Origin of the sequence: Baekduia sp., assembly GCF_035685985.1 — a bacterium.
Taxonomy (GTDB): Bacteria; Actinomycetota; Thermoleophilia; order Solirubrobacterales; family Solirubrobacteraceae; genus Baekduia.
Window position 1 is genome coordinate 14,944 of record NZ_DASRZV010000028.1, and the last position, 23,409, is coordinate 38,352.

Annotated in this window: 21 protein-coding genes; 9 read left to right on the plus strand and 12 right to left on the minus strand. The window is 74.2% G+C overall.

From position 1 onward, the window contains the following. Positions 1–74 precede the first annotated feature (74 nt). Positions 75–2,807, minus strand: coding sequence for a helix-turn-helix transcriptional regulator (locus VFG42_RS17715; RefSeq protein WP_324910098.1), 2,733 nt, complete (start codon positions 2,805–2,807; stop codon positions 75–77). A 16-nt stretch (positions 2,808–2,823) separates the two neighbouring features. Further along, positions 2,824–6,276: a hypothetical protein gene (locus VFG42_RS17720; RefSeq protein ID WP_324910099.1), complete on the minus strand. Its 3,453-nt coding sequence runs from the start codon at positions 6,274–6,276 to the stop codon at positions 2,824–2,826. A 156-nt stretch (positions 6,277–6,432) separates the two neighbouring features. Between VFG42_RS17720 and VFG42_RS17725 the strand changes: the two genes are divergently transcribed. Then, positions 6,433–6,915: a DUF6790 family protein gene (locus tag VFG42_RS17725; RefSeq protein WP_349260433.1), complete on the plus strand. Its 483-nt coding sequence runs from the start codon at positions 6,433–6,435 to the stop codon at positions 6,913–6,915. Positions 6,916–6,925: 10 nt separating this feature from the next. Here VFG42_RS17725 and VFG42_RS17730 read toward each other — a convergent pair whose 3' ends face one another. From VFG42_RS17730 to VFG42_RS17745, 4 genes are read right to left on the minus strand one after another with little or no spacing between them, the layout of a single operon-like run. Beyond that, on the minus strand, positions 6,926–7,714 hold the full coding sequence (locus tag VFG42_RS17730) for an ABC transporter permease (RefSeq protein ID WP_324910101.1): 789 nt from the start codon (positions 7,712–7,714) through the stop codon (positions 6,926–6,928). After that, complete coding sequence (locus VFG42_RS17735; RefSeq protein WP_324910102.1) at positions 7,711–8,655, minus strand: ABC transporter ATP-binding protein; 945 nt, start codon at positions 8,653–8,655, stop codon at positions 7,711–7,713. The genes VFG42_RS17730 and VFG42_RS17735 overlap by 4 nt, the downstream gene beginning before the upstream one ends. An 11-nt stretch (positions 8,656–8,666) precedes the next feature. Continuing rightward, positions 8,667–9,038: a sulfite exporter TauE/SafE family protein gene (locus VFG42_RS17740; protein ID WP_324910103.1), complete on the minus strand. Its 372-nt coding sequence runs from the start codon at positions 9,036–9,038 to the stop codon at positions 8,667–8,669. A gap of 55 nt (positions 9,039–9,093) precedes the next feature. After that, positions 9,094–9,483: a sulfite exporter TauE/SafE family protein gene (locus VFG42_RS17745; RefSeq protein ID WP_324910104.1), complete on the minus strand. Its 390-nt coding sequence runs from the start codon at positions 9,481–9,483 to the stop codon at positions 9,094–9,096. Positions 9,484–9,501: 18 nt separating this feature from the next. Here VFG42_RS17745 and otsB point away from each other — a divergent pair, with 18 nt between their 5' ends. The 4 genes from otsB to VFG42_RS17765 all read left to right on the plus strand — a co-directional run bounded on the left by otsB (position 9,502) and on the right by VFG42_RS17765 (position 12,788). Beyond that, positions 9,502–10,320 carry a trehalose-phosphatase gene (gene otsB, locus VFG42_RS17750; protein WP_324910105.1) on the plus strand — a complete coding sequence of 273 codons (819 nt, stop codon included), beginning with the start codon at positions 9,502–9,504 and terminating at the stop codon, positions 10,318–10,320. Positions 10,321–10,330: 10 nt separating this feature from the next. Continuing rightward, a complete protein-coding gene (locus tag VFG42_RS17755; protein WP_324910106.1) occupies positions 10,331–10,855 on the plus strand; it encodes a hypothetical protein in 525 nt (174 codons plus the stop codon). A gap of 82 nt (positions 10,856–10,937) precedes the next feature. Next, positions 10,938–11,942 carry a glycosyltransferase gene (locus VFG42_RS17760; RefSeq protein ID WP_324910107.1) on the plus strand — a complete coding sequence of 335 codons (1,005 nt, stop codon included), beginning with the start codon at positions 10,938–10,940 and terminating at the stop codon, positions 11,940–11,942. A gap of 9 nt (positions 11,943–11,951) precedes the next feature. Next, positions 11,952–12,788: an SDR family NAD(P)-dependent oxidoreductase gene (locus VFG42_RS17765; protein WP_324910108.1), complete on the plus strand. Its 837-nt coding sequence runs from the start codon at positions 11,952–11,954 to the stop codon at positions 12,786–12,788. Between the two features lie 10 nt (positions 12,789–12,798). Here the strand turns inward: VFG42_RS17765 and polX are convergent, their stop codons facing one another. Beyond that, entirely contained in the window at positions 12,799–14,535 is a 1,737-nt protein-coding gene (gene polX, locus VFG42_RS17770; RefSeq protein ID WP_324910109.1) for a DNA polymerase/3'-5' exonuclease PolX, read from the minus strand. Positions 14,536–14,550: 15 nt separating this feature from the next. On the opposite strand from polX, the gene VFG42_RS17775 reads away from it, so the two are divergent. The 4 genes from VFG42_RS17775 to VFG42_RS17790 all read left to right on the plus strand — a co-directional run bounded on the left by VFG42_RS17775 (position 14,551) and on the right by VFG42_RS17790 (position 17,672). After that, positions 14,551–15,324 (plus strand): polyprenol monophosphomannose synthase, encoded by a 774-nt coding sequence (locus tag VFG42_RS17775; protein ID WP_349260434.1) that lies wholly within the window; start codon positions 14,551–14,553, stop codon positions 15,322–15,324. Positions 15,325–15,344: 20 nt separating this feature from the next. Next, a complete protein-coding gene (locus VFG42_RS17780) occupies positions 15,345–16,040 on the plus strand; it encodes a stage II sporulation protein M (protein WP_324910111.1) in 696 nt (231 codons plus the stop codon). A 90-nt stretch (positions 16,041–16,130) separates the two neighbouring features. Next, complete coding sequence (trxA, locus tag VFG42_RS17785) at positions 16,131–16,457, plus strand: thioredoxin (protein ID WP_324910112.1); 327 nt, start codon at positions 16,131–16,133, stop codon at positions 16,455–16,457. Between the two features lie 183 nt (positions 16,458–16,640). Continuing rightward, a complete protein-coding gene (locus tag VFG42_RS17790) occupies positions 16,641–17,672 on the plus strand; it encodes an aldo/keto reductase (protein WP_324910113.1) in 1,032 nt (343 codons plus the stop codon). Here the strand turns inward: VFG42_RS17790 and VFG42_RS17795 are convergent. The 5 genes from VFG42_RS17795 to VFG42_RS17815 all read right to left on the minus strand — a co-directional run bounded on the left by VFG42_RS17795 (position 17,611) and on the right by VFG42_RS17815 (position 23,399). Next, on the minus strand, positions 17,611–18,072 hold the full coding sequence (locus VFG42_RS17795; RefSeq protein WP_324910114.1) for an MGMT family protein: 462 nt from the start codon (positions 18,070–18,072) through the stop codon (positions 17,611–17,613). The two genes, VFG42_RS17790 and VFG42_RS17795, sit on opposite strands and share 62 nt — an antisense overlap. 92 nt (positions 18,073–18,164) lie before the next feature. Further along, the gene (gene ileS / locus VFG42_RS17800) at positions 18,165–21,275 is read right to left on the minus strand and encodes an isoleucine--tRNA ligase (RefSeq protein ID WP_324910115.1); all 3,111 of its coding nucleotides are present in this window, start codon (positions 21,273–21,275) and stop codon (positions 18,165–18,167) included. A gap of 73 nt (positions 21,276–21,348) precedes the next feature. Further along, the gene (locus tag VFG42_RS17805; RefSeq protein WP_324910116.1) at positions 21,349–21,786 is read right to left on the minus strand and encodes a MarR family winged helix-turn-helix transcriptional regulator; all 438 of its coding nucleotides are present in this window, start codon (positions 21,784–21,786) and stop codon (positions 21,349–21,351) included. A gap of 118 nt (positions 21,787–21,904) precedes the next feature. Beyond that, the gene (locus VFG42_RS17810; RefSeq protein ID WP_324910117.1) at positions 21,905–22,792 is read right to left on the minus strand and encodes a MerR family transcriptional regulator; all 888 of its coding nucleotides are present in this window, start codon (positions 22,790–22,792) and stop codon (positions 21,905–21,907) included. A gap of 109 nt (positions 22,793–22,901) precedes the next feature. Continuing rightward, positions 22,902–23,399 (minus strand): PAS domain-containing protein, encoded by a 498-nt coding sequence (locus VFG42_RS17815; protein ID WP_324910118.1) that lies wholly within the window; start codon positions 23,397–23,399, stop codon positions 22,902–22,904. Between the last annotated feature and the right edge of the window lie 10 nt (positions 23,400–23,409).

Genomic DNA, 23,409 nt, shown 5'->3' on the forward strand with positions numbered 1-23,409 from the left:
GCACGCCGAGGGAACGCGCGGGGGCGCGGGGGCGCACACAGCCCCAACCGACACGCCGCGCCGGCGCCTGCCGCTCAGAACGACGCCTCCGCCAGCGCCGCGCGCGAGCTGATCCCGAGTTTGCGGTAGACGCGGCCCAGGTGCCACTCGACGGTCTTGCGCGTCAAGAACAGCTCGGCGGCGATCTCGGGGTTGGAGCGGCCGGCGGCGGCCAGCGCCGCGACGCGGCGCTCGCCGGCGGTGAGCGTGTCGGCGTCGGGACGGGCGCGGGGGCCGCGCCGGCCGCCGGCGGCCCGCAGCTCGCCGTGGGCACGCCGGGCGAGCGGGTCCGCCCCGCGCGCCTCGGCCACCGCCAGCGCCTCGCGCAGCGGCGCCCGCGCGTCGCGCGGGCGACCCGCGCGCCGCAGCGCCGCGCCGAGGTCGGCCAGCGCGTAGGCGCGCTCCAGCTCCAGCCCGCTGCCGTCCAGCAGCGCGACCGCCTCCTCCAGCGGCGCGATCGCCTGCGTGACCGCCGCCCGCGCGCGCAGCCCGAGCGCCCAGGCCCGGCGCGCGCCTGCGGCCCGCGCGATCGCCACCGCCGCCTCGGCCAGCGCGGCCGCGCGCTCGCGGTCGCCGGCGCGCACGAGCGCCAGCGCCGCCTTGGCCTGCCACGGCACCGCGCCCGGCGCGCCGATCGCCAGCGCCTCCAGCTCGGCGCCCGCCTCCAGGTAGCGCGCCGCCGCCGCGGCCGGGTCGGACTCGGCCATCGCGAGGTCGCCGCGCGCCTCCAGGAGGAACGGGCGGTCGAGGCCGGGGTCGTCGTCGGCCAGCTCCAACGCCGCCCGCGCGCCGGCCAGGTCGCCGCGCTCGACGTGCGCGCGCCCCAGCCGCGCGGCCGACCACTGCAGCGTCATCTCCCACCCGCGCGCGCTCAGCTCCAGCGCGGGCTGCATCTCGTCGATCGCCTCCTGCGGCCGGCCCTGGCGCAGCAGCAGGTGCGCGCGCAGGTACGACGCCGCCCCCGCGGCGGTGAGCGACCCGACCCGCTGCGCGACCGGCTGGACCGCGTCGAGCATCGCCTCGGCCGCGTCCAGCTCGTCGACCCACAGCAGGGCGACGACCGCGAAGGACAACACGATCGTCGCCGACAGCAGGTCGTCGGGCAGCGTTGTCAACGCGATTGGGTCGATGAGCGAGCGGACGTCGGCGGGCGTGCGGCCGAGCACCGCCGCCTCGCAGGCCAGGATCCCGCGCTGGACGGCGCTGAACGGCGGACCGGCCTCGGCCAGCTCGCGGACGTCCGCGCGGCCCTCGGGGAAGTGCACGCGCGCCGCGAGCCGGAGGTCCTCCAGCCGCGCGCGGACGTGGGGCGCCGCGTCGGGCTCGGCCAGGCCCGCACCGATCGCGCGCAGCGCGCCGTCGATGTCGGTCCGCAGATACGCGCGGTAGGCCAGCGCCAGCTGCGCCTCGGCGCGCTGCGCGCCGCCGACCGCCGCCAGCAGCCGCTCCAGCGCCGGGTCGTCGGGCACGGTCCCGCTGGCGGTCGCCGCGAAGGCCAGCGCGATCTGCGCCGCGTCGCGGTCGGCGTCGGCCAGCGGCTCGTCCAGCGCGCGGGCCAGCAGCCGCGTCGCCGTGCCGGGGTCGCCGTGGGCGATCGCCGCGTCCGAGGCCTTCAACAACGTCCGACCCGCGCCCGGCGCGGCGCCCGGCGGCGCCTCGACCAGCTGCGCCGCCACCGCCTGGTCCGGCGCGCCGTCGGCGGCCAGCAGCGCGGCGGCGCGCGCGTGCATCCGGGCGCGCGTGTGCGCGCCGATCGTCTCCCGCAGCGCGGCGCCGACGAGCGGGTGGACCAACGCCACCGGCTCGCCGTCGGCCAGCAGGTGCGCGGCGGCCAGCGCGTCGGCGGCCGCCGCGGCGCGCGGCGCGTCCAGCGACGCCAGGCCCGCGACCGTCGTCAGCGGCGCGTCGTGGCCGATGATCGCCGCGGCGCGCGCGAGCGCCAGCTGGTCGTCCGGGAGCGACCGCACCCGCGCCGCCAGCGCGCGCAGCACGGTCGCGGGCACCAGCCCGCCGATCCGCGCCGCGGTCGCCGCGCTGGGCGCCGCGCCGTCGACGGCCAGCTCGGCCAACAGCTCGGCGAGCAGGAACGGGTTGCCGCCCGTCGCCTCCGCGCACGCGGCCACGAACGCGGCGTCGGGCTCGCCGCCGAGGCGCTCGGCCGCCAGCGCGCGGACCGCGCCACCGCCCAACGGCGCGGGCACGACCACCCGCGCGCCCGCCACCGCGCGCACGCGGTCCAGCAGCTCCTCGGGCGCGTCCGGCTCCCCGGCGCGCGCCGCGGCGATCAGCAGCGCCGGCCGCTCGATCCCCTCGGCCAGCGTCGCCAGCCAGGCCAGCGACGGCGTGTCGGCCCAGTGCAGGTCGTCGACCACCAGCACCAGCGGCGCGCCCGCCTCGGCGGCCGCCTCGGCCAGCAGCGCGCGCAGCGCGTGGGCGATCGCCAGCCGGCGGTCGTCGCCCAGCGCGACGCCGCCCGCCCAGCGCCGGTCGTCCCAACGCCGCGCCAGCGGCGCCACGAGCTGCCGCGCCACCCCGAACGTGAACGCGCGCTCCAGCTCCAGCGCCCGCGCGCGCAGCACCACGCGCCCGGCCCCGGCGTCAGCCCCCGCGTCGGCCCCGGCGGCGGCCCGCGCCGCGTGGTCCAGCAGCCGCGACTTCCCGCAGCCCGCAGGACCCTCGATCAGGACGACGCCCGGCTCGCCCGCCCCGATCGCGTCGTCCAGCAACGACGTCTCCCGCTCCCGCTCCAGCAGCGTGCCCGCACGCACGCGGGCCAGTATGGCGTCACTGCACCACGCACTGCCCCTTGCCCGGCCAGTTGATCGTCGTGCCGCCCGGGCCGAACTCGACGGTCTGGTGGGCGATCCGCGTGGTCTTCAGCGACCCCAGGATGTCGAGCGCGAACCCCAGCGGCTGCATCAGCGGCCGGCCGATCTCGGTGTCGACGCTGTTGAACATGTCGTCGGTCAGGCTCTGCCCCGGGAACGTCGGCGCCGGGCGGTCGTCGCCCAGCGGCCGCAGGATCCGGTTGGTGCCGTCGTCGGCGTTCTGCGGATAGGCCTTGGCGAAGACCCAGTTCTCGCTGACCGGCCCGGCGGTCGTGGTCACGCCGAAGCCCCCGCCGTTGGCCATTCCCGAGAACAGCGAGAACGCGGTCGACCCCTGGTTGCACGGGTACTGGCGCGGGTCGGTCGGCAGGTCCGCGCCGAGCGTCCCGGTCTGGCGGATGAGCCCGTCGAACTGGAGGGGGAAGAGCGCCTCGTAGGCCCGGATCGACACCGCCCGGTCGCTGATCGCCTGGATCGTCGCGACGGTGTCCTGGTCGCCGACGTCCCAGGCCCAGCTCAGCTGCGCCCGTCCGGCGACCGCGTCGAGCTTGCCCCAGTCGTCGAGCAGGATGTCCTCCATCGTGCCCAGGCCCTGCGCCTCGGCGCCGAGCTGGGTCTTGATCTGGTTGCCGAGCTGGTCGGCGGTGGAGGTGACCGACGCCTCGGTCTGCTTCTCGCCGTCCTCGTCGGTGAGCGTGTCGGACGCCAGCCCGATCATCGACGCGAGCAGGTCCATGCCCTTGAGCGCGCCGGCGATCGCCGCCTCCTCGGGCAGCACCTCGGGCATCGCGCCGAGCGTCAGGAACGTGTCCTCGGCGTAGTCGAGGATGTGGTCGTCGGGGACGTCGTAGCGCGGGGCGTTGACGTCGCTCTCGATGGCGTCGGTGATCGACGAGATCCGGTCGAAGACGTTCTGGCGCTCGGAGGAGATCGGGTACTCGAGGCGGTCGAACAGCGCCAGGACGAGCGGCACGTCGGTCCACTCCTTGTGCAGCTGGACCTTGGCGGCGTGGAGGTCGTCGGCGGTGAACCTCGACGGGTCGCACGCGTCGTAGGACGACACCGGGTAGTCCTGCGCGAGCGAGTCATAGTCCATGTCGGCCATCGTGGCCGAGAAGCTGCCCCACGCCAGCTTGTCGGCGCCCGAGGCGTAGTTGGCCTCGACCGGCAGCCGCTTCAGGCCGACCGCCTCGCCGACGCAGTCGATCGCCGCCGCCGGGCCGGGCTGGTTGCGCAGCGGCCACGGCGTCGCCTGCTGGTAGACGATCGCGGGCAGCTCGTCGCTGGTGACGGTGGAGGCGCCGGCGTACTTGGCGTAGTACTGCGACGCGCTGTTGCGCGCCAGCGTGCCGCGCAGCAGGCCCGGGCTGTCGCTCGCCGCGCGGCTGGCCACGCGCGCCCACGGCGCCAGCGGGCGCCCCTCCTGGTCGCCATAGCCCTCGGGCGCGACGAGCGCGTAGTTGGGCAGCAGGTCGTCGTTGACGTCCTTGGCCAGCGGGTCGTCGCCGAGCGCGTCGAACAGCAGCGCGTGCCCGCCGAGCTGCTGCTGGTCGTTGGCCGCGATGTTCCACCAGTACGGCAGGTCGCCGCGGCCCTCGTAGGCGTCCCAGCGGTTGATCTGGCCGATCGACTGCACGATGACCAGCGCGGACGGGTCGTTGGCGTAGGTCGACAGGAGCTGGTGCATCCGCACCAGGTCGGTGACGATCGTGTCGACCGAACCGCCGCGCGTGGTGAACGTGTCCTGGGCGCGCGGGTAGAGCGAGCCGGCGTCGAGGACGAGGACGAACACGCCCGCCCGCGGCGCCACCAGCGCGTTCGACGTGTAGGTCTGGCCGCCGACCGTGACGACCGCCTGGGTCGGCGTCGTGCCGGGCGCGTCGGTGTCGAAGGGCACCGCGTCGTCGTCGGCGTAGGCGTAGTTGTCGTGGACGTCCTGGCGCAGGTAGCCGTGGATCGACCCGGCGGGCAGGCCGTTGCCGGGCGCCAGCCCGGGGTTGACCGTGCCCTGGCCGACCGGCAGGCCCGGGATGCCGATCGCCGAGAAGCCCGAGCAGGCGCCCGCGAGCGTGATGTCGCAGGCGACGGTCGCCAGCGGGTCGTTCGCGAGCGGCGAGGCGCCGATCGACGCCAGCGCCGCGTCGATGTGCGACACCGCGGTCGCGTCGGCCGCGGGCGCGGTCCGGCCCAGGCCGGGCGTGGCGACGATCACGAGGTCGGCGCTGGTCAGCGCCGCGAGGTCGACCTGCAGCTGCTGGGTGGCCGCGTCGCTCGACCCGTAGCCCTTGTTGGAGCGCGGCTCGAGCGTCGCGCGATCGAGGACGACCACTTGGATCGCCGCGCCCGCCGGCGCCGGGTACACCGTGGTGCCGACGGTGACGCCCGGCGCGCTGCGCGTCGCCGCGATCGTCGTGACCGGCAGGCCGATCGCCGGCGTCGAGGGCGCGACGCGCAAGGTCATGGTGTCGGCGTCGGCGTCGGCGTCGGCGTCGGCGATCGCGTCGGCCGCGTGCGCCGCGGCGCCGCGACGCGTCTCGGTCACGCGCAGCCGGACGCGGTAGGTGCCGGGACGGTCGGGCTTGAGCCGCGGGCGCATCGCGGTGGCGGTCGCCAGCTTCGCCTTCGATCCGCGCGGCGCGCGCACGACCTCCCAGCGGTAGCGCAGCGCCGAGCCGCGGTGCGCGGCCCGAGCGCGGGCGGCGCTCAGCACTGCGGTGCCGCCGAGCGTCGCGCGGCGGTCCCGACCCGCCGCCGCGATCGGCGCCGTGCGGGCGATCGCGATCGCGCGCGTCTCGACGTCGTACTCGCCGTGGTCGGCGTCGACGGTCTCCAACCGCAGGTGGTTGACGCCGTGGCGCAGCCCGTCGTCGGCCGACAGCGTCAGCGTGCGCTCGCGGGACCCGGTCCGCACCGCGTCGACCGCGTGCCCGTTCAGGCGCGCGGTGACCGCGACCTCCGGCCGGCGCACGCGCAGGCGCACGGTCGTGGTCCCGGCGTCGCGGCGCTGGGCGGTCGCGGTCAGCAGCGAGGCGCTGCGGCGCACGACCGCGATCACGCGCGTGTCGACGTCGCGCACGCCCTTCGCCGTGCGGGTGTGGACCTTCACGCTCACGTCTCCGGGCACCAGCCCGGAGACCGGGAGCACCGCCGTCCGGGTGCGGCCGGCGGCGGTGAAGCGCTGGGTGACGTCCCGGCCGCCGAGCGTGGCCTCGAAGTGGCCGGCGTCGGCCCGCAGGCGCACGACGACGCGGACGCTGGTGCCGCGCACGACCGCGTGGTCGGCCGGCGCGACGAAGCGCGCGAGCCCGGGGTCGGGCGTCGTGGCGGCGCCGGCGGCGGCGGCCGCCGGCGCGAGGAGGAGGACGGCGAGGGCGGGGGCGGCGAGCGCCCGCGCGCGGCGCGATGACATCGGGTGGGTCTCCATCGGGGCGACGAGCCGCGGGCGTGCGTGCCCGCGGCGACGCTCCATCTTGGGGTCTTTCGACCCGTTTCTCGCCGGAGAGCACCCCGGACTTCAACGCCCGCCTCCCCGGACATCAACGCGCCGCGCCCGCCGGCCGCTTCAATGCGTCGCCGCATGCTCGGACGCCTGATCGCCGCCGTCCCGTTCGTGGGCGTCGCGGGCACCGCGGTCGCCACGCTGGTCGACGCGCTGCTGCCCGGCGGCGACCTCGGGCGCGACCTGTTGGCCAACGCGCTCCTGTGGATGGTCGGCGTCCAGGGCTGGATGACCGGCAGCGGCCATCTCTTCTTCGGCGCGCCGATCGCCGCCTCGATCGGCTGGCCGGCCGACACGCCGTGGCAGTGGGAGGTCGGGCTGGCGAGCCTGGCGACCGGCGTCCTCGGCGTGCTCGCGTCGTCGTTCGACCGCGACTTCGCCGTGGCGACGATCATCGCGTTCTCGGTGTTCTACCTCGGCGCCGCCGTCGGCCACGTCCGCGAGCTGGTCGTCGCCGGCAACCGCTCGCCGGGCAACTGGGGGCCGATGCTCGTCTTCGACGTCGCCGCGCCGCTGTTCTTGATCGCCTTGCTCGTGACGGTCGGCTGACCCGCGTCGCTCAGTCGATCGCGCGCTTCTCGAAGCCGCGCACGCCGATGAACCCGAAGACGATCGTCCACCCGACGAGGCCGAGCGCGATCCACCCGGTGCCGAGGTGCGGGGACGCCGTCAACGCCGCGCGCAGGCCCTCCGACACGTAGGTCAACGGGTTGATGAGCGTGATGATCTGAAACCAGCGCAGCGAGTCCAGCTCGGCCCACGGGTAGAACGTCGCGCCGGTGAACAGCAGCGGGGTCAGGACGACCGCGAAGACCACGTTGATCTGCCGCGCCTCGACCGCGGTGCCGAGGACCAGCCCGACCGCCGCGCCGGCCAGCGGGCCGATGAGCAGCACGGCGACGAAGCCCAGCCACGAGATGTCGGAGAACTGGACGCCGCCGGGCAGGATGATCGCCGCGAAGGGCAGGATGATGATCGCGCCGACGATCCCGCGGACGGCGGCGACGACGAGCTTCTGGACGCCGACCGCCCACGCCGGCAGCGGCGCGAGCAGGCGGTCCTCGATCTCCTTGGTGAAGGAGAACTCGATCACCAGCGGCAGCGCGGTGTTCTGCAAGGCGGTGAAGAACAGCGTGAGCGCGATGACGCCCGGCAGCAGCTGGGTGCCGTAGGACCGACCCGCGGCGCCGATCTCCGGCAGCACGCGGCCGAAGATGAACAGGTAGAAGACCGGCTGCAGCAGCGTCTGGGCCAGGAAGCCGCCGAGCTGGCGGCGGAAGGCCACCCAGAAGTCGCGCTCGCACAGCGCGAGGAACGCGCGCATCGGGGTCGCGGTCGGCGCGTTCATCGCAGGTCCCTTCCGGTCAGGTGGACGAAGACGTCCTCCAACGTGCCCTCGATGCGCGTGAAGTCGACCAGGCGGGCGCCGGCCTGCTCGGCGGCGGCGATCGCCGTGCTGGGCGCGACGTCGGAGCCGTAGATGCGCACCTTCCACTCGCCGTCGTCGCCGGCGGGCTCCGAGGTGTGCGACGTGCCCAGCCCGGACAGCGCCTCGCCCGGGTCGACGGCGGCCGCCAGCCGCAGCTCCAGGCCCTCGGCCTCGGGCAGCACGTGGCGCAGCCCGCGCGGCGTGTCGGAGGCAATCACCTTGCCATGGTCGACGATCGCGATCCGGTCGCAGAGGCGGTCGGCCTCGGCCATGTCGTGCGTGGTCAGCAGCAGCGTGACGCCGCGAGCCTTCAGGGCCTCCATCTGGTCCCAGAGGAACAGGCGCGACTGCGGGTCCAGGCCGGTCGTCGGCTCGTCGAGGAACAGCACGCGCGGGTCGTGCATCAGCGCGCGGGCGATGATGAGCCGCTGCGCCATGCCGCCGGAGTAGTTGTCCACGCGGTCGCCGCCGCGGCCCTCCAGCCCGAACTGGGCGAGCATCTCCTCCGCGCGCCGCTTGCGCTCGCGCCGCGAGTACCCGAAGTACGCGCCGTGGAAGGTGAGGTTCTCCAGCGCGCTGAGCGAGCGGTCGAGGTTCGGGCGCTGCGGGACGACCGCGATCACGCGCTTGGCGGCGACCGGGTCGGCGACGACGTCCACGCCGTCGACGACCACGCGGCCGCTGGTCGGCTTCACGCGCGTGGTCATCGACCCGATGGTGGTGGTCTTGCCGGCGCCGTTGGGGCCCAGCAGCCCGAAGACCTCGCCCTCCTCCACGGAGAAGCTGACGCCGGCGACCGCCTCGCTCTTGGCCCCGGGGTACCGCTTGCGCAGGTCGACGACGTCGATGATCGGGGGCACGACGGCCCAGCTTAATCCGCGGGCGCGCGCAACGCGTCGCGCGCCATGCGCGACGCGACGTAGAGCATCAACAACGCGAAGAGCACTTGGACGACCCGCTCGGGGATCGCGTTGACGATCGCCACGCCGCCGATCGCGCCCGGGATCGCCAGCGCGCCGAGCAGGATCGCGTCGCGCGGGCGGAAGTTGCCGTAGCGGTTCTGGTTCCAGGCGCCGACCAAGGCCACCGGGATGATCGCCAGCAGCGACGTCGCCTCCGCGTCGACCTGCGCGAGGTTCAGGAACAGCACGAGTCCGGGCACGAACAGGATGCCGCCGCCGACGCCGAGCATCCCGGCGACGATGCCCGCGGCGAAGCCCACGGCGATGGCCCCCGCGCTCATGCCGGCCACCCCCGGTCGGGGGTGCGCGCGAAGGTTGGGCGGCCGAGCGCCGAGCTCATGGGATCAGCAGCGTGATCGCGACCACCACCATCAACGCCGCGAACAGCAGCGAGACCCAGCGCGGGTCGACGCGCTGCTGCAGCCACGTCCCGGCCAGCACGCCGCCGACCGCGGGGATCCCGACCAGCAGCCCGTCGTCGACGTGCAGGTTCCCGTAGGCGCCCTGGGTCAGCATCGCGGCGGCCGCGATCAGGACGATCGCGCCCAGCGACGTGCCGGTCGCCTCGCGGGTCCCGTAGCCCAGCCACAGGACCAGCAGCGGCACGATCACCGTCCCGCCCCCGACCCCGAAGAGGCCGCTGAACAGGCCGGCTCCGGTGCCGATCACGGCGAGGCGCAAGGTCCGTTGCGCCCCGCCGGCCAGCTGGGCGTCAGGGCGCGGCATGCTGCGATCATAGGTGTCGTGCCCCCCGCCGCGACCCTCGACGACGTCCTCGCGCCGCTGCTCGCCGACCCCGCACGCGCCGCCGTCCTGCTCGACATCGACGGCACGCTCGCGCCGATCGTCCGCCACGCCGACGACGCCCACGTGCCGGAGCCCACGCGCGCGCCGCTGATCCAGATCGCCAAGCGCTACGGGTTGGTCGCCTGCGTCAGCGGACGCCAGGCGACGACCGCGCGACGGATCGTGTCGTTGGGGTCGATCACCTACGTCGGCAACCACGGCGCGGAGATCCTGCGCGGCGGCTCCACGACGCCGGAGATCGCGCCCGAGATCGCCGACTGGGCGCGCAAGGTCCGGGGCTTCGCCGACGGCGAGCTGCGCGGCGAGGAGCTGCACCGCCTGCGCGTGCGCGGCGAGGACAAGGACGTGATCTTCGGCTTCCACTGGCGCGGCGCGCCCGACGAGGAGGCGGCCGAGGAGGCCGTGCGGGCGCTGGCGCAGCGCGCCGAGGCCGCGGGCTTCGTCACGCACTGGGGCCGCAAGATCCTGGAGGTCCGCCCGCCGCTGGAGCTGAACAAGGGCATCGGGATCAAGACGCTGCTGGACGAGACGCCGTCGATCGAGGTCGCGATGTACGTCGGCGACGACCGCACGGACCTCGACGCGTTCGCCGCGCTGCGCGACGCGGTCGCCGAGGGCACGCTGCGCGAGGCGGTCTGCCTCGGCGTGTCGTCCGGCGACGAGACGCCGCGCGAGCTGGAGGAGGCCGCCGACCTGCTCGTCGACGGGCCGCTCGGCGTCCGGTCGGTCCTCGAGGTGCTCGCGAGCGGCGCGTAGGGCAGCGGGGGTGCGGTTCGTCGACTTCCTGCGCGCCACGGTCCTGCTCAGCGGGGGCGCGGCGACGACGCTGGCGGTGCTCACGCTGATCGCGGCGACGCGCGACCAGGACGACACGGTCGCGATGGCCGCCACGGTCTGGTGGGTCGTGGCGACGCTGGTCGGCGCCTGGGTCGGGCGGCGCAACGAGGTCAACCCGCCGATCGCGCGGCTGCTGGCCGACGCCCGGGCGGGCACGATGATGCCCGACATCCGGCCCGGATCGACGATGGTCAACCGGCTGTGGCCGCTGCTGGTGGCGGCGATCGCCGCCGCGGCGATGACCTGGGTCGGCCCGCAGATCCCGGGCATCGCGGCCGGGTTCACGATCATCTGGGCGCTGGCCTGGCGGCGCCAGGAGCACGCCGTGCAGGCGATCGAGGAGCGCGACGGCGTCACGTTCTTCGTCGAGCGGACGTCGCCCGTGCGCCCGATGCGGCTGCTGCGGCTGCCCGGGTTCCGGCGCGAGCGGCCGACGATGAACGGCTCCGTGTAGTTGTCCTAGAAGATCCCGATCGGGATCGCGCCGGCGCCCGACGAGCGTTCCGATCGCGGACGTGCGGGAGAATGCCGGGCCCATGACCACCCTCGACGTCCTCATCGTGGGCCTCGGCGCGACGCACGGCCTGCGCGCCGCCGAGGACGAGCTGGCCGGATCGCTGCTGCGGGCGGGCGCCGAGGCGATGCTGGTCCGCGCCGAGCGACCGCGCGAGGTCCGCACGCTCGCGCTCACCGACCTGGTGTGGGCGCGCGCGGCGCGCCGGGCCGCGGTCGAGGCCCTGAGCGAGTCCGATCCGCGCGCGATCGTCTACGCGACGACGACCGCCGCACTGATGTGGCCGCAGCCGGGCGCGATCCGCTTCGACGCCCCGGCGGCCGGCAACCGGCCGGGGCGCCACGGGGTCTGGCAGCGGCCGGTCGAGGCCCGGCGGCTGCGCCAGGCGCCGCTGCTCGTGCCCCAGGACCCGGGGGCGCTGGCCGAGGCCGGATCACCGGACACGCCGTCGGTGATCGTGCCGATCCCGGTCGAGCCGTCGGAGGCGCGGCCCGGCGAGACGCGCGACATCGCGGCCATGACCTACGCGACCAACCCCTACAAGAAGGGGCTGGACCGCGTGCTGGCCGCGTGGGAGGTCGCGCGCAACGCCGGCGAGGAGCTGGTCGTCGCGGGCCTCCGCGGGCCCGACCGCGACGGCGTGCGCTACGCCGGGACGCTGTCGACCGACGCGTACCGCGCGCTGCTGCGGCGCACGCGGGTCTACGTCACCGCGCCGCGCCGGGAGGACTACGGGCTCGCGCAGCTGGAGGCGCTGGCCGACGGGGCGCGCGTGGTCACGACGGCGGCGCCCGGGCCCTACGCCGCGCTGCCGCTCCTGCGCGAGGGCGGCCTGGGCTGGGTCGTCGAGCCGGACGCCGCGGCGCTGGGCCGGGCGATCCGGGCGGCGCTGGAGGACGAGCGCGACGACGCCGTCTACGCGGAGCACGCGCTGGTGGCGATCGCGCCGTTCCGGCGGGCGTCGGTCGACGCGGTGGTCCGCGAGCAGCTGCTGCCCCGGTTGGTGCACGGCGCTGAGCGGGAGTAGGGTCGCGCCATGAGCGCACCCGTCGTCGTGATCACCGGGGCCACGCGCGGCATCGGCGCCGCGGCCGCCGTCGAGCTGGCTCGGCGCGGGGCGGAGGTGGCGATCGTCGGCCGCGAGGCCGAGCGCGTGCGCGCGGTCGCCGAGGAGGCACGGGCCGCCGGGAGCGCGCCGGTCCACGAGCACGTGGCGGACCTGCTGCGCGTGAGCGAGGTCCGGCGCTTGGCGGCCGAGCTGCTGGAGACGCATCCGCGGATCGACGTGCTGGCCAACAACGCGGGCGCGATGTTCACCTCGCGCCAGGTGACCGAGGACGGCTTCGAGCGCACGTTCGCGCTCAACCACATGGCGCCGTTCCTGCTCACCGACCTGCTGCGGGAGCGGCTGGCCGGCGGCCGCGTGGTGACGACCGCCTCCGACGCCCACGCCTCGGGGCAGCTGGACCTCGACGACCTCCAGTTCGAGCGCCGCCCGTTCCGGGCGATGCGCGTGTACGGCACGTCGAAGTTGATGAACATCCTCTTCACGCGGGAGCTGGCCCAGCGCGCGCCGGAGCTGTCGGCGTCCTGCTTCCACCCCGGCGTCGTGCGCACCGGCTTCGGCAAGAACGACGGGTTGATGTACAAGATCGGCCTGACCGTCGCCGGCCCCTTCCTGCGCACGCCGGCCAAGGGCGCTCGTTCGCTGGTCTGGCTCGCGCTGGACGCCGACCCCGCGCAGGTCGACGGCGCCTACGTCGAGGACGAGAAGGTCGCCACGCCGTCGGCCGCCGCCCGCGACGACGTCCTCGCCGCCGGGCTGTGGGAGCGCACCACGGAGCGGCTGGGCGCCCGCGACAGCGGGCGCTAGCAGCGCGCGCTCAGCGCGCGCGGCCGTGCTTGCGCAGCTCGGAGAACTCCGCCCAGGGCAGCGTGTTGGCGACGTCGGCCTTGGTGAAGCCCGCGCGGCGCGCGGTCGCGATGCCCCAGATCGAGTTGCCCTGGGTGTTCACGCCGTGGGCGTCGGTGTTGATGACGATCGTGACGCCGAGCGCGCGGGCGGCGCGGGCGTGGACGTCGTTGAGGTCGCGGCGGTCGGGCGCGGAGTTGATCTCCAGCATCGTGCCGGTGCGCGCGGCGGCCGCGAAGACCGCGTCGACGTCCAGGTCGTAGGGCTTGCGCTTCTCGATCTTGCGCCCGGTCAGGTGGCCGATGCAGTCGACCCACGGATGCTCGATCGCGGCGATCACCCGCTTGGTCATGTCGGCGCCCGACATCCCGAAGGAGGTGTGGACGGAGCCGACCACCCAGTCCAGCTCCTCCAACAGCTCGTCGTCGTAGTCGGGTGAGCCGTCGGGCAGGATGTTGGTCTCGGTCCCGACGAGCACCTCGATGCCGTCGAGCTGCTCGTCGATGCCGCGCACCAGCTCGATCTGGCGCTTGAGCGCGTCCGGCGAGACGTCGTTGCCGAAGCCGTGCGTCGCGCTGTGGTCGGTGATCGCCACGTAGGCCAGCCCGCGCTCCAGCGCGCCGCGCGCCATCTCCAGCGCGGTGTTGCGTCCGTCGGACGCCACGGTGTGGCAGTGCAGGTCGCCCTTGAGGTCGGCCTGCTCGATCAGGTCCGGCACGACGAAGCCGGGGTCCAGCTCGCCGCGGTCCTCGCGCAGCTCCGGCGGGATCCACGGCAGCCCGAGCTTCTTGTACACCTCGGTCTCGTCCGCGCAGGCCAGCGTGTCGCCGGTCGCGTCGTCGAGGATCCCGTACTCGCTGACGTGCAGCCCCTTGCGGACCGCGCGCTCGCGGATCCTCACGTTGTGGGCCTTGGACCCCGTGAAGTGTTGCAGCAGGTTGCCGAACTGCTCGGGCCGCACCACGCGCAGGTCCAGCGACACGCCGTTGTGGGTCCGGGCGCGCGCGGCGTTCTCGCCCGACGAGGCCGCCGACTCCACGAGGTCCAGCTCCGCCAGCGCCGCCGCCAGCGCCGGCGGGTCGTCGGAGGCCGCGACGATGTCGAGGTCCTTGACGCTGTCGGCCAGCCGGCGCACGCCGCCCGCGACCTCGACGCGGACCGCGGCCGGATGGCGGCGCAGCTCGTCGACGATCGCCTCGGCCAGCTCGATCGCGCGATGCAGCAGCAGCCGCGGCGCCGCCTTCTCGGCCACGCCGGAGGCGAACGCGGCCAGGACCGACTCCTCGAACTTGGGCCCGAAGCCCTTCACGCCGCGCAGCTTCTGCTGCTCGGCCGCGGACTTCAGCGCGTCCAGCGAGTCGATGCCCAGCTCGTCGAAGAGCTTGCGCGCCCGCTTGGGCCCCAGCCCGGGCAGGCGCGTGAGGTCGATCAGCCCGGGCGGGAACTTCGCGCGCAGCTTCTCGGCGGCCGGGATCGTCCCGGTCTCCAGCAGCGCCTTGAGCTTCTCCTCCAGCGTCTTGCCGATGCCGGGCAGCCGCGTGACCGTGCCCTCGCGCGTCAGCGCGCTCACCGACGTCGACGCGTCGCGGACCGCCTTGGCGGCGTTGCGGTACGCCAGCACGCGGTGCACCACCGCGCCGTCCAGCTCGTAGAGGTCGCCGAGCTCTTCGAAGGCCTCGGCGATCGTGGCGTTGGAGGGGTCGGACATCGTGGGGAGGAGCCTATGGCCCGGGGCCACCATCTAGGCTACGCGGCCTCAGTGCGCGGTCTTCCCTGGCTCATCCTGCCCACCTTCAACGAGGCGGAGAACATCGCGCTGATCGTCGCGGCGGCGCGCGACGTGCTGGGCGAGGCCTCGCCCGACGGCTTCCGGATCCTCGTCGTCGACGACGACTCGCCCGACGGCACGGGCCGCATCGCCGACCGGCTCGCCGCCGAGCACCCCGGCGAGGTCGAGGTCCTGCACCGGTCGGTGCGCGAGGGCCTGGGCCCGGCCTACATCGCGGGCTTCCAGCACGCGCTGGCCGGCGGCGCGGGCTACGTGTTCGAGATGGACTCCGACTTCTCCCACGACCCCAAGGACCTCGCGCGGCTGCTGCACGCGGTGCGCGACGGCGACGCGGACCTCGCGCTCGGCTCGCGCTACGTCGCGGGCGGCGCGGTGCTCGACTGGGGGCTGCTGCGCCGGATCGTCTCGCGCGGCGGCTCGATGTACGCCGCGGTGATCCTCGGGCTGACCGTCCGCGACCTCACCGGCGGCTTCAAGTGCTTCCGCGCCGAGGTGCTGGAGTCGATCGACCTCCCGACGGTCCGCGCGCAGGGCTACGCGTTCCAGGTCGAGCTGACCAACCGCACGATCCGGCGCGGCTTCCGCGTGGTCGAGGTCCCGATCACGTTCCGCGACCGGCTGCGGGGCACGTCGAAGATGAGCACGAAGATCGCGATCGAGGCGATGTTCCTCGTGCCGCGCCTGCGGCGGTTCAAGAGCACGCGCTAGACGGCCGATCTTCCGGGGTGATGGCTCCGGAGCTCGTCGTCGTCCAAGGGCTGCGCGACACGCGCGGCACGCTCGCGCGCTGGAACGCGCGCCCGCTGGCGACCGTCGGCCCGTGGTTCGTCTCGGCGGCCGGGATCTGCGCGGCGCTGCTGGCCGCGGTGCTCGTCGTCGGCCACTTCTCGACGCCGGATCCCACCGGCTACGTCCAGCCGGGCGTCACGCGCGACCCGCGGCTGAGCGACGTCGGCGACATCCTGTTCCGCAACTCGCTGGTGCTGACGCTGCACGCGATGGCGTGCGTGGCGGGCTTCATCGCGGGCTCGTCGCTGCCGCTGGAGGCCGAGCGCTACGGCGGGCTCTGGCGCTGGGTCCACGACAAGGCCGGGCCGCTGGCGATCGCGTTCGTGATCGCGGCGACCGGCTTCTCGCTGCTGACCCAGGCCTACATCCTGGGCGGTGAGGCCCGGACGCTGTCGGTCCAGTACGACATGCCGCTGGGCGTGTTCGTCCTCGGCCTGCTCCCCCACGCCGTGCCGGAGCTGATCGGGCTCTTCCTGCCGCTGGCCGCGTGGACGAGCGCGAGCCGCCGCGGCGCCTGGAGCGAGCTGCTCGCCGCGACGTTCGTGACGGTCGCCTTCGCGGTCCCGATGGTCGTCGCCGCGGCGTTCGTCGAGGTGTACGTCTCGCCGCACCTGATCCTCGCGCTGCGCGGGTAGGGTTGACGGCAGACGTAACGACGCGGCCGCCCCGCGAGACTGCACTTCACTTTGTATAGTGCAGGTCCTACCCCTCTGAAGGAGCCCGAAATGGCCGGATCCCTCTCCGACGTCACCGACAGCAGCTTCCAGTCCGAGGTCCTCGAGGCCGACGGCCCCGTCCTCGTCGACTTCTGGGCGCCGTGGTGCGGCCCGTGCCGCGTCGTCGCGCCGGTGCTCGAGGAGATCGCCGCCGAGCGCTCGGACCTCAAGATCGTCAAGCTCAACGTGGACGAGAACCAGCAGACCGCCGCGCAGTTCGAGGTGCTCAGCATCCCGACGCTGATCCTCTTCAAGCACGGCCAGGTCGCCAAGAAGGTCATCGGCGCCTACCCCAAGCGCAAGCTCGAGGCCGAGCTGGAGCCGGCGCTGGCCTAGGGGCCGCCCGACCCACGCAGCAGCTTCACGAAGGCCCGGCGCATCCGCCGGGCCTTCGTCGCGAGAGGGGTGGTGACAGGGCCACCCGGACCGGACCTCCCGGGTCCTACGGTGGGAGAGGCGGCCGCGCACCACGTGCCCGACCCGTCCTCGCTTCCCGACCCCTAGGAGAGATCGATCCTCATGGAGCACCGCACCCTGGGCCGCACCGGCGTCTCGGTCAGCAAGCTCTGCCTCGGCGCGATGATGTTCGGCGCGTGGGGCAACCCCGACCACGACGACTCGATCCGCATCGTCCACGCCGCGCTGGACGCGGGCATCAACTTCATCGACACCGCCGACGTCTACTCGGCCGGCGAGTCGGAGGAGATCGTCGGCAAGGCGCTCAAGGACCGCCGCGACCAGGTCGTCCTGGCGACCAAGGCCTACATGCCGGTCGGCGAGGACGACGACCCCAACCACCGCGGGACGTCGCGCCGCTGGCTGGTCGAGGAGGTCGAGAACTCGCTGCGCCGCCTGGGCACCGACTACATCGACCTCTACCAGGTCCACCGGCCCTCGCCGGAGACCGCGATCGAGGAGACGCTGGGCGCGCTGACCGACCTCGTCCGCGCGGGCAAGATCCGCTACTTCGGCCACTCGACCTACCCGGCGTCGCTGATCGTCGAGGCGCAGTGGATCGCGCGCGACCGCCACCTCATGCGCCCGCACAGCGAGCAGCCGCCGTACAGCATGCTCACGCGCGGGATCGAGAACGAGGTGCTGCCGGTCTGCCGGCAGTACGGCCTCGGCGTGCTGTCGTGGAGCCCCTTGCAGGGCGGCTGGCTGTCGGGCCGCTACCGCAAGGACGCCGAGATCGTCGACCCGCGGTCGTCGGCCCGCCGCCGCCTGAAGGCGCGCTACGACCTGTCGCTGCCCGCCAACCAGCGCAAGCTCGACGCCGCCGACGCGCTGGCCCAGCTCGCCGACGAGGCCGGCGTGTCGCTGATCGAGCTGGCCATCGCGTTCGTCGTCAACCACCCGGGCGTGACCTCGGCGATCATCGGCCCGCGGACGATGGAGCAGCTGGAGTCCCAGCTGCCCGCCGCCGACCGCGTGCTGACCGCCGACATCCTGGACCGCGTCGACGAGATCGTCCCGCCCGGCGTCAACCTCAACCCCGCCGACGGGGGCTGGGCGAGCCCGGCGCTGGAGCCGGCGGCGCGGCGGCGGTAGCCGGGCGGCCGACGACGCCCTGGGCCGCGACCGGCGCGGCCTCGAAGGACATCCACTTGAAGACGATCGGCGGCGCGACGCTCACGCGACCGGGGCCAGGTCGGCGGGCCTGAGGCGCGCGTCGGCGTCGGCGCGATCGCCCGCGAAGGCGACGCCCTCGTCCTCCAGCAGACGGCGGATCGCCGAGGGCGGAGCCGGAGATCGTGCCGTCGGCCTTGAGGACGCGATGGGCGCCGGGGCAGGCCAGGCGCACGAGGCGCGCGTTGACGCCGAGGACCTGGCGGGGGCCGCCGTCGCCCGCGGCGACCACGTCGCCGTAGCTCATCCAGTGGCCCGGCGGGATGGCCGCGACGATCGCGGCGAGCTTCTCGCTGGTCAGGGTGATGGGGTCGTGGCTCATGCCGCCCAGGGGCGGCGGCGCCGACATTCGCCCCCGGGTGGGCGACGCTCGGTCCGATGACGGACGTGGACCAGCGGCGCGGCGCGGACGAGCTACGCCCGCGCCACCCCGACCCGCAGCTCGTGCCCGTCCACCTGCGCGGTGAAGGGCGCGTCCTCGGCGCCGTTGAACGTCACGCTCGTCGCGAGGACCTCGTCGGCCACCAGGGACTGGAACTCCTGCGCGACCGAGACCAGCTCGGGCGCGCCGCCGAGCGTCAGCGCGATGCGGTCGGAGACGTCCAGGCCGGCGTCCTTGCGGGCGTTCTGGACCGTGCGGATGACCTCGCGGGCCCAGCCCTCGCGACGCAGGTCGTCGGACAGCGTCAGGTCCAGCGCCACGGCGTGGCCGCCCTCGCGCTCGACCTGGAAGCCCTCCAGCGGCTGCAGGCCGACGAGCAGGTCCTCCTCGGCGAGCGTGTGGTCCTTGCCCTCGACGTTGATGCCGATCGTCCCGCCGTCGCGCAGCGTCCGGGCGACGTGGTCGCCGTCCAGCGCGGCCACGGCCGCGGCGACCTGCGGCATCGCCTTGCCGAAGCGCGGGCCGAGCGAGCGGTAGTTGGGCTTGAGGTCGTAGGACCCCAACTCGTCGGCCTCGTCGACGAAGCGCAGGCGCTTGACGTTCAGCTCGTCGCGGACGACGTCGGCCATCGCCTCCAGCGCCTCGCGCTCGCGGCCGGCGGCGACGACCACGGCCTCGCCCAGCGGGCGGCGCAGGCCGACCTTCGCGCCGGCGCGGGCGCGCAGGCCCAGCGCGACGGCCTCGCGCGCGGTCGCCATCGCCTCCTCCAGCGCGACGTCGCGCGGGCCGGCCTCCGGCCAGTCGGTGAGGTGCACCGAGCCCAGCGACCCGTCCAGGTTGTCGTAGATCTCGTCGGCGACGAACGGCGTGAACGGCGCCAGCAGCTGGGCGACCGTCACCAGGCACTCGCGCAGCGTCGCGAACGCGCGCGCGTCGCCGTCCCAGAAGCGGCGGCGGTTGCGGCGGACGTACCAGTTGGAGAGGTCGTCGACGAACGTGATGATCTCGCGCGCGCCGCCGGTGGCGTCGAAGGCGTCGAGGCGCTCGGTGACCGTGGACACCGTGGCGCTCAGCCGCGACAGCACCCAGCGGTCGAGGTCGGTGGGCTCGCTCAGCGGCGCGTCGTCGTCCAGCCCCGCCGCGTTCTCGTACAACACCAAGAAGCCGTAGGTGTTCCACAACGTGTTGAGGAACAGCCGGACGCCCTCGGCGATCGTCTCCTCCGAGAAGCGGTAGCCGTCCCACGGCTGCTTGGACGAGAAGAAGTACCAGCGCAGCGCGTCGGCGCCGAACCGGTCCAGGACGCTGAACGGATCGACGACGTTGCCCTTGGACTTGGACATCTTCTGCCCGTCCTCGTCGAGGATCAGCCCGAGGCAGACGACCGACTTGTAGGGCGACTCGTCGTAGAGCAGGACGCTGATCGCCAGCAGCGAGTAGAACCACCCGCGGGTCTGGTCCAGCGCCTCGCAGACGAAGTCCGCGGGCCACGACTGCTCGAAGCGCTCCTCGTTCTCGAACGGCGCGTGCCACTGGGCGAACTGCATCGCGCCCGAGTCGAACCACACGTCGATGACCTCGGGCACGCGCCGCAGCACGTTGCCGGTCTTGGGCGAGACGAAGGTGATGTCGTCGACGTAGGGGCGGTGCGGGTCGTCGACCTTGACGCCGCTCAGCTCCTCCAGCTCGGCGAACGAGCCGATGACGTGGAACTCGGTCTTGTCCTCCGAGCGCCACACCGGCAGCGGCGTGCCCCAGTAGCGCTCGCGCGAGAGCGCCCAGTCGACGTTGTTCTCCAGCCAGCGCCCGAAGCGCCCGTCCTTGACGTGCTCGGGATGCCAGTCGACGGTCGCGTTGGCGGCCAGCAGGCGCTCGCGCAGCCGCGACGTGGCGATGTACCAGGACGGCTTGGCGTAGTAGAGCAGCGCCGTGCCGCAGCGCCAGCAGTGCGGGTAGGAGTGCTCGTAGTCCTCGGCGCGGAACAGGCGGCCGCTCTTGCGGAGGTCCTCGACGAGGTCGGGGTTGGCGTCGCGGACCGACCGCCCCTCGTAGCCCTTGATGCGCTCGTCGTACTTGCCCTCGAGCGTGACCGGGTTGACCACCGTCAGCCCGTACTGGGCGCCGAGGCGGAAGTCGTCCTCGCCGAAGGCGATCGCGGTGTGCACCAGGCCGGTGCCGTCCTCGGCCGTGACGAAGTCCCCCAACAACACGGTGTGGCCGCGCTCGCCGTACTCCGAGCCCTTGATGTAGGGGAACGGCGGCTCGTAGCGCACGCCGTCCAGCGCGGCGCCGGGGAACTTGGCGAGGACCTGCGCGCCTTCGCCGAGCACGCGCTCGACCAAGGCCTCCGCCAACACCACCGGCGCCTCCAGCGCGCCGGTCTTCGCCCGCACGTAGGTCAGCTCCGGGTCGACCGCGACCGCCGCGTTGGACACCAGCGTCCAGGGCGTCGTCGTCCACACCAGCAGCTCGTCGCCGGCCTGCAGCGGGCCGCCGTCCTCGGCGACCGGGAAGCGCACGTAGACGGAGGGGTCGACGACGTCCTTGTAGCCCAGCGCCAGCTCGTGCGAGGACAGCGCGGTCCCGCAGCGCGGGCAGTAGGGCACCACCTTGTGGCCCTCGTAGAGCAGGTCCTTGTCGGCGATCTGCTTCAGCGCCCACCAGACCGACTCGACGTAGCCCGGGTCGAGCGTCCGGTAGGCATTCTCCAGGTCCACCCAGAACCCGATGCGCTCGGTCAGGCGGTCCCAGTCCTGCAGGTACTCGAAGACCGACTCGCGGCAGCGCTTGTTGAACTCCGCGATGCCGTAGGCCTCGATCTCGTGCTTGTTGTGCAGGCCGAGCTGCTGCTCGACGGCGATCTCGACCGGCAGGCCGTGCGTGTCCCAACCGCCCTTGCGCTGCACCAGGTGGCCGCGCATGGTCTTGAAGCGCGGGTAGATGTCCTTGAACGCGCGCGAGAGGACGTGGTGGACGCCCGGCTTGCCGTTGGCCGTCGGCGGGCCCTCCCAGAACACCCACCGCTCGGCGCCCTCGCGCCGGCGCAGGGACTCGGCGAAGACATCGCGCTCGCGCCACCGCGCGAGCACCTGCTCCTCGAGCTGGGGGAAGGACTGGTTGGAGTCGACGGGACGGCGGGCCATGTGAGCGGCCCAGGATAGTGGCGGCGACTATTGCAGTGACCGCGCCCGTAGCGCGGACGACCGTAGTGACCGCTTACGCCGCGGCCAGCTTGCGGCAGATGTCAGCCAGCGCCTGCTTCTCGGCCTCGTCGAGCACCGAGAACGCGTCGGTGACCCGTCGCGTGTGCTCCGGCACGAGCCGGTCGATCAGCTCGCGGCCCTGCGTCGTCAGCCGCACCGACGCCGCGCGCCGGTCGTGCGCCAGCCGGAAGCGCTGGACCATGCCGCGCGTCTCGAGCGTCGTGACGACCTCGGTCGCGTTGGCCTTGGAGGTGTTGAGCTTGGCGCGCAGCGCGCGCAGCTCCAGCTCGCCGCCGTGCGACGACAGCACCATCAGCACCGAGAACCCCGAGGACGACAGCCCCTCGCGCTCGAGGTCGGCCGCCAGCCGTCGCCGGACGCTCGACTCAGCGGCGATCAGGGACTCGAGCGCGTCGTGCGCGAGCGCTTCGGCAGGATCGATGGCGGTCATCGGGCGGCATCATGCCGTCCCGGTCGGACGGCACCGAACAAGCGGCACGCTCGTCCAGAGGGCGAGGTGCCGGGCGGCAGCTCGCCTGGCGGCTCGCTCCCGCGGCGGACGCCTGCCGCTAGTAGCCGATGGCCGTGCTCGGCCCGCGGGCGAAGCGCCCGGACGACCCGCGCGTGTCCAACCGGCCCAGCAGCGCCTCGCGGGCGGCCAGCGGCGAGTCCGGCAGCGCCTCGACGGTCGAGGACCCCGTGTTGGGGATCGCGCCGCGGTAGTCGAGGATCGCGACGTCCTCGCCGGCCACGCGGCGGGCGGTGAAGACCAGACGGCCCAGCGCGTCCAGCGACGCGCCATGGCCGGTCAGGACGACCGCGCGCGGCTCCAGCGCCGTGATCGCCGAGCCCAGCCGCGACGGGTCGGAGTCCGCGGTCAGCGTCAGCGTGCGCAGGCCCGCGCGCCGCAGCACGAGCTCCAGCGCCTGCGCCTGCAGCGCCTCGGCTTCCGGCGGCCGCGACGCGTCGAAGACCAGGACGCCCTCGGGCCGCGAGGCCGGCGGCGCGATCCGCTGCGTGGCGGCCAGCCAGCCGGTGGCGAAGCGCCACGCGAAGCCGTACTCGGGGGTCTGCGGGGCGTTGTGGGCGGCCGCCATCGCCTCGACCGACGGCAGGAGCACCTCCTCGACCGTGCGCTCGACCGAGCGCACCGTCAGCGACTCCTCCATCAACCGGTTGGCGCCGTCCTCGTCGAAGCGGCTGAACGCGGACTGCAGCCGCGCCGGGGACGCCGGGCCGGCGCCGCGCTCGCGCGCCACGCTGACCGCGGAGGAGATGTTCTGCGTCTCCTCGAAGGCGGCGCGCAGCGCCTCGATCTCCGCGAGGTCGAACTGCCGATGGCCGCCGGCGGTGCGCTTGGGCTCGGGGAACCCGAACCGGCGCTCCCAGGAGCGCAGCGTGTTCGGGCTGACGCCCAGCATCGCCGCCGCGGCATTGGTGCGAATGGATCCGCCCATGATGTCCCGATTCTTCGCCCTTTGGTGAGGTTGGGGCAACTTGCGCAAGGCCCGGTGCACGGTGGGACGTGCATTGCACCGGGAGGAGCGAGTGCGCCGATGGCGACGCCTAGACGCTCCCCAGCACGATCAAGGCGCCTTCCGGCGGCCCGCAGGCCCCGACGCGCGCCGCGTAGCGCACGCCGTACTCGCCGGTCGGCCGGACCACGATCGAGGTCGGCGCGCCGAACCCCGAGGTGGACGTCGCGACGATGTTCTGCAGCAGCTCGTCGCCGCGGCCCGCCTCCGCGTCGGCGGGCTCCAGGAAGTCCCCGACGTGGCGGTGGATCGCGTCGGGCTCGTCGGTGCCCAGCAGGCGCTCGGCCCCGCGCGACAGCGCGCAGAGCTTCATCTGCCGGTCGACGATCACGAAGGCCTCGTTCTGCTTGGGGGCCAGGTCGGCGGACGCCGAGATCACGACGCCCAGGCCGCACAGCGCGCAGACGCGCGAGCGGGCCGCCATCGGCGTCGGCGGCGCCTGGCCGCAGTGCCCGCAGAAGCTGACGACGGGAACCGGCTCCGACGGCGGATCCGGGACGAGGCGGAGAAGCGGACGGACGGAGCTCAAGCGGGACTCT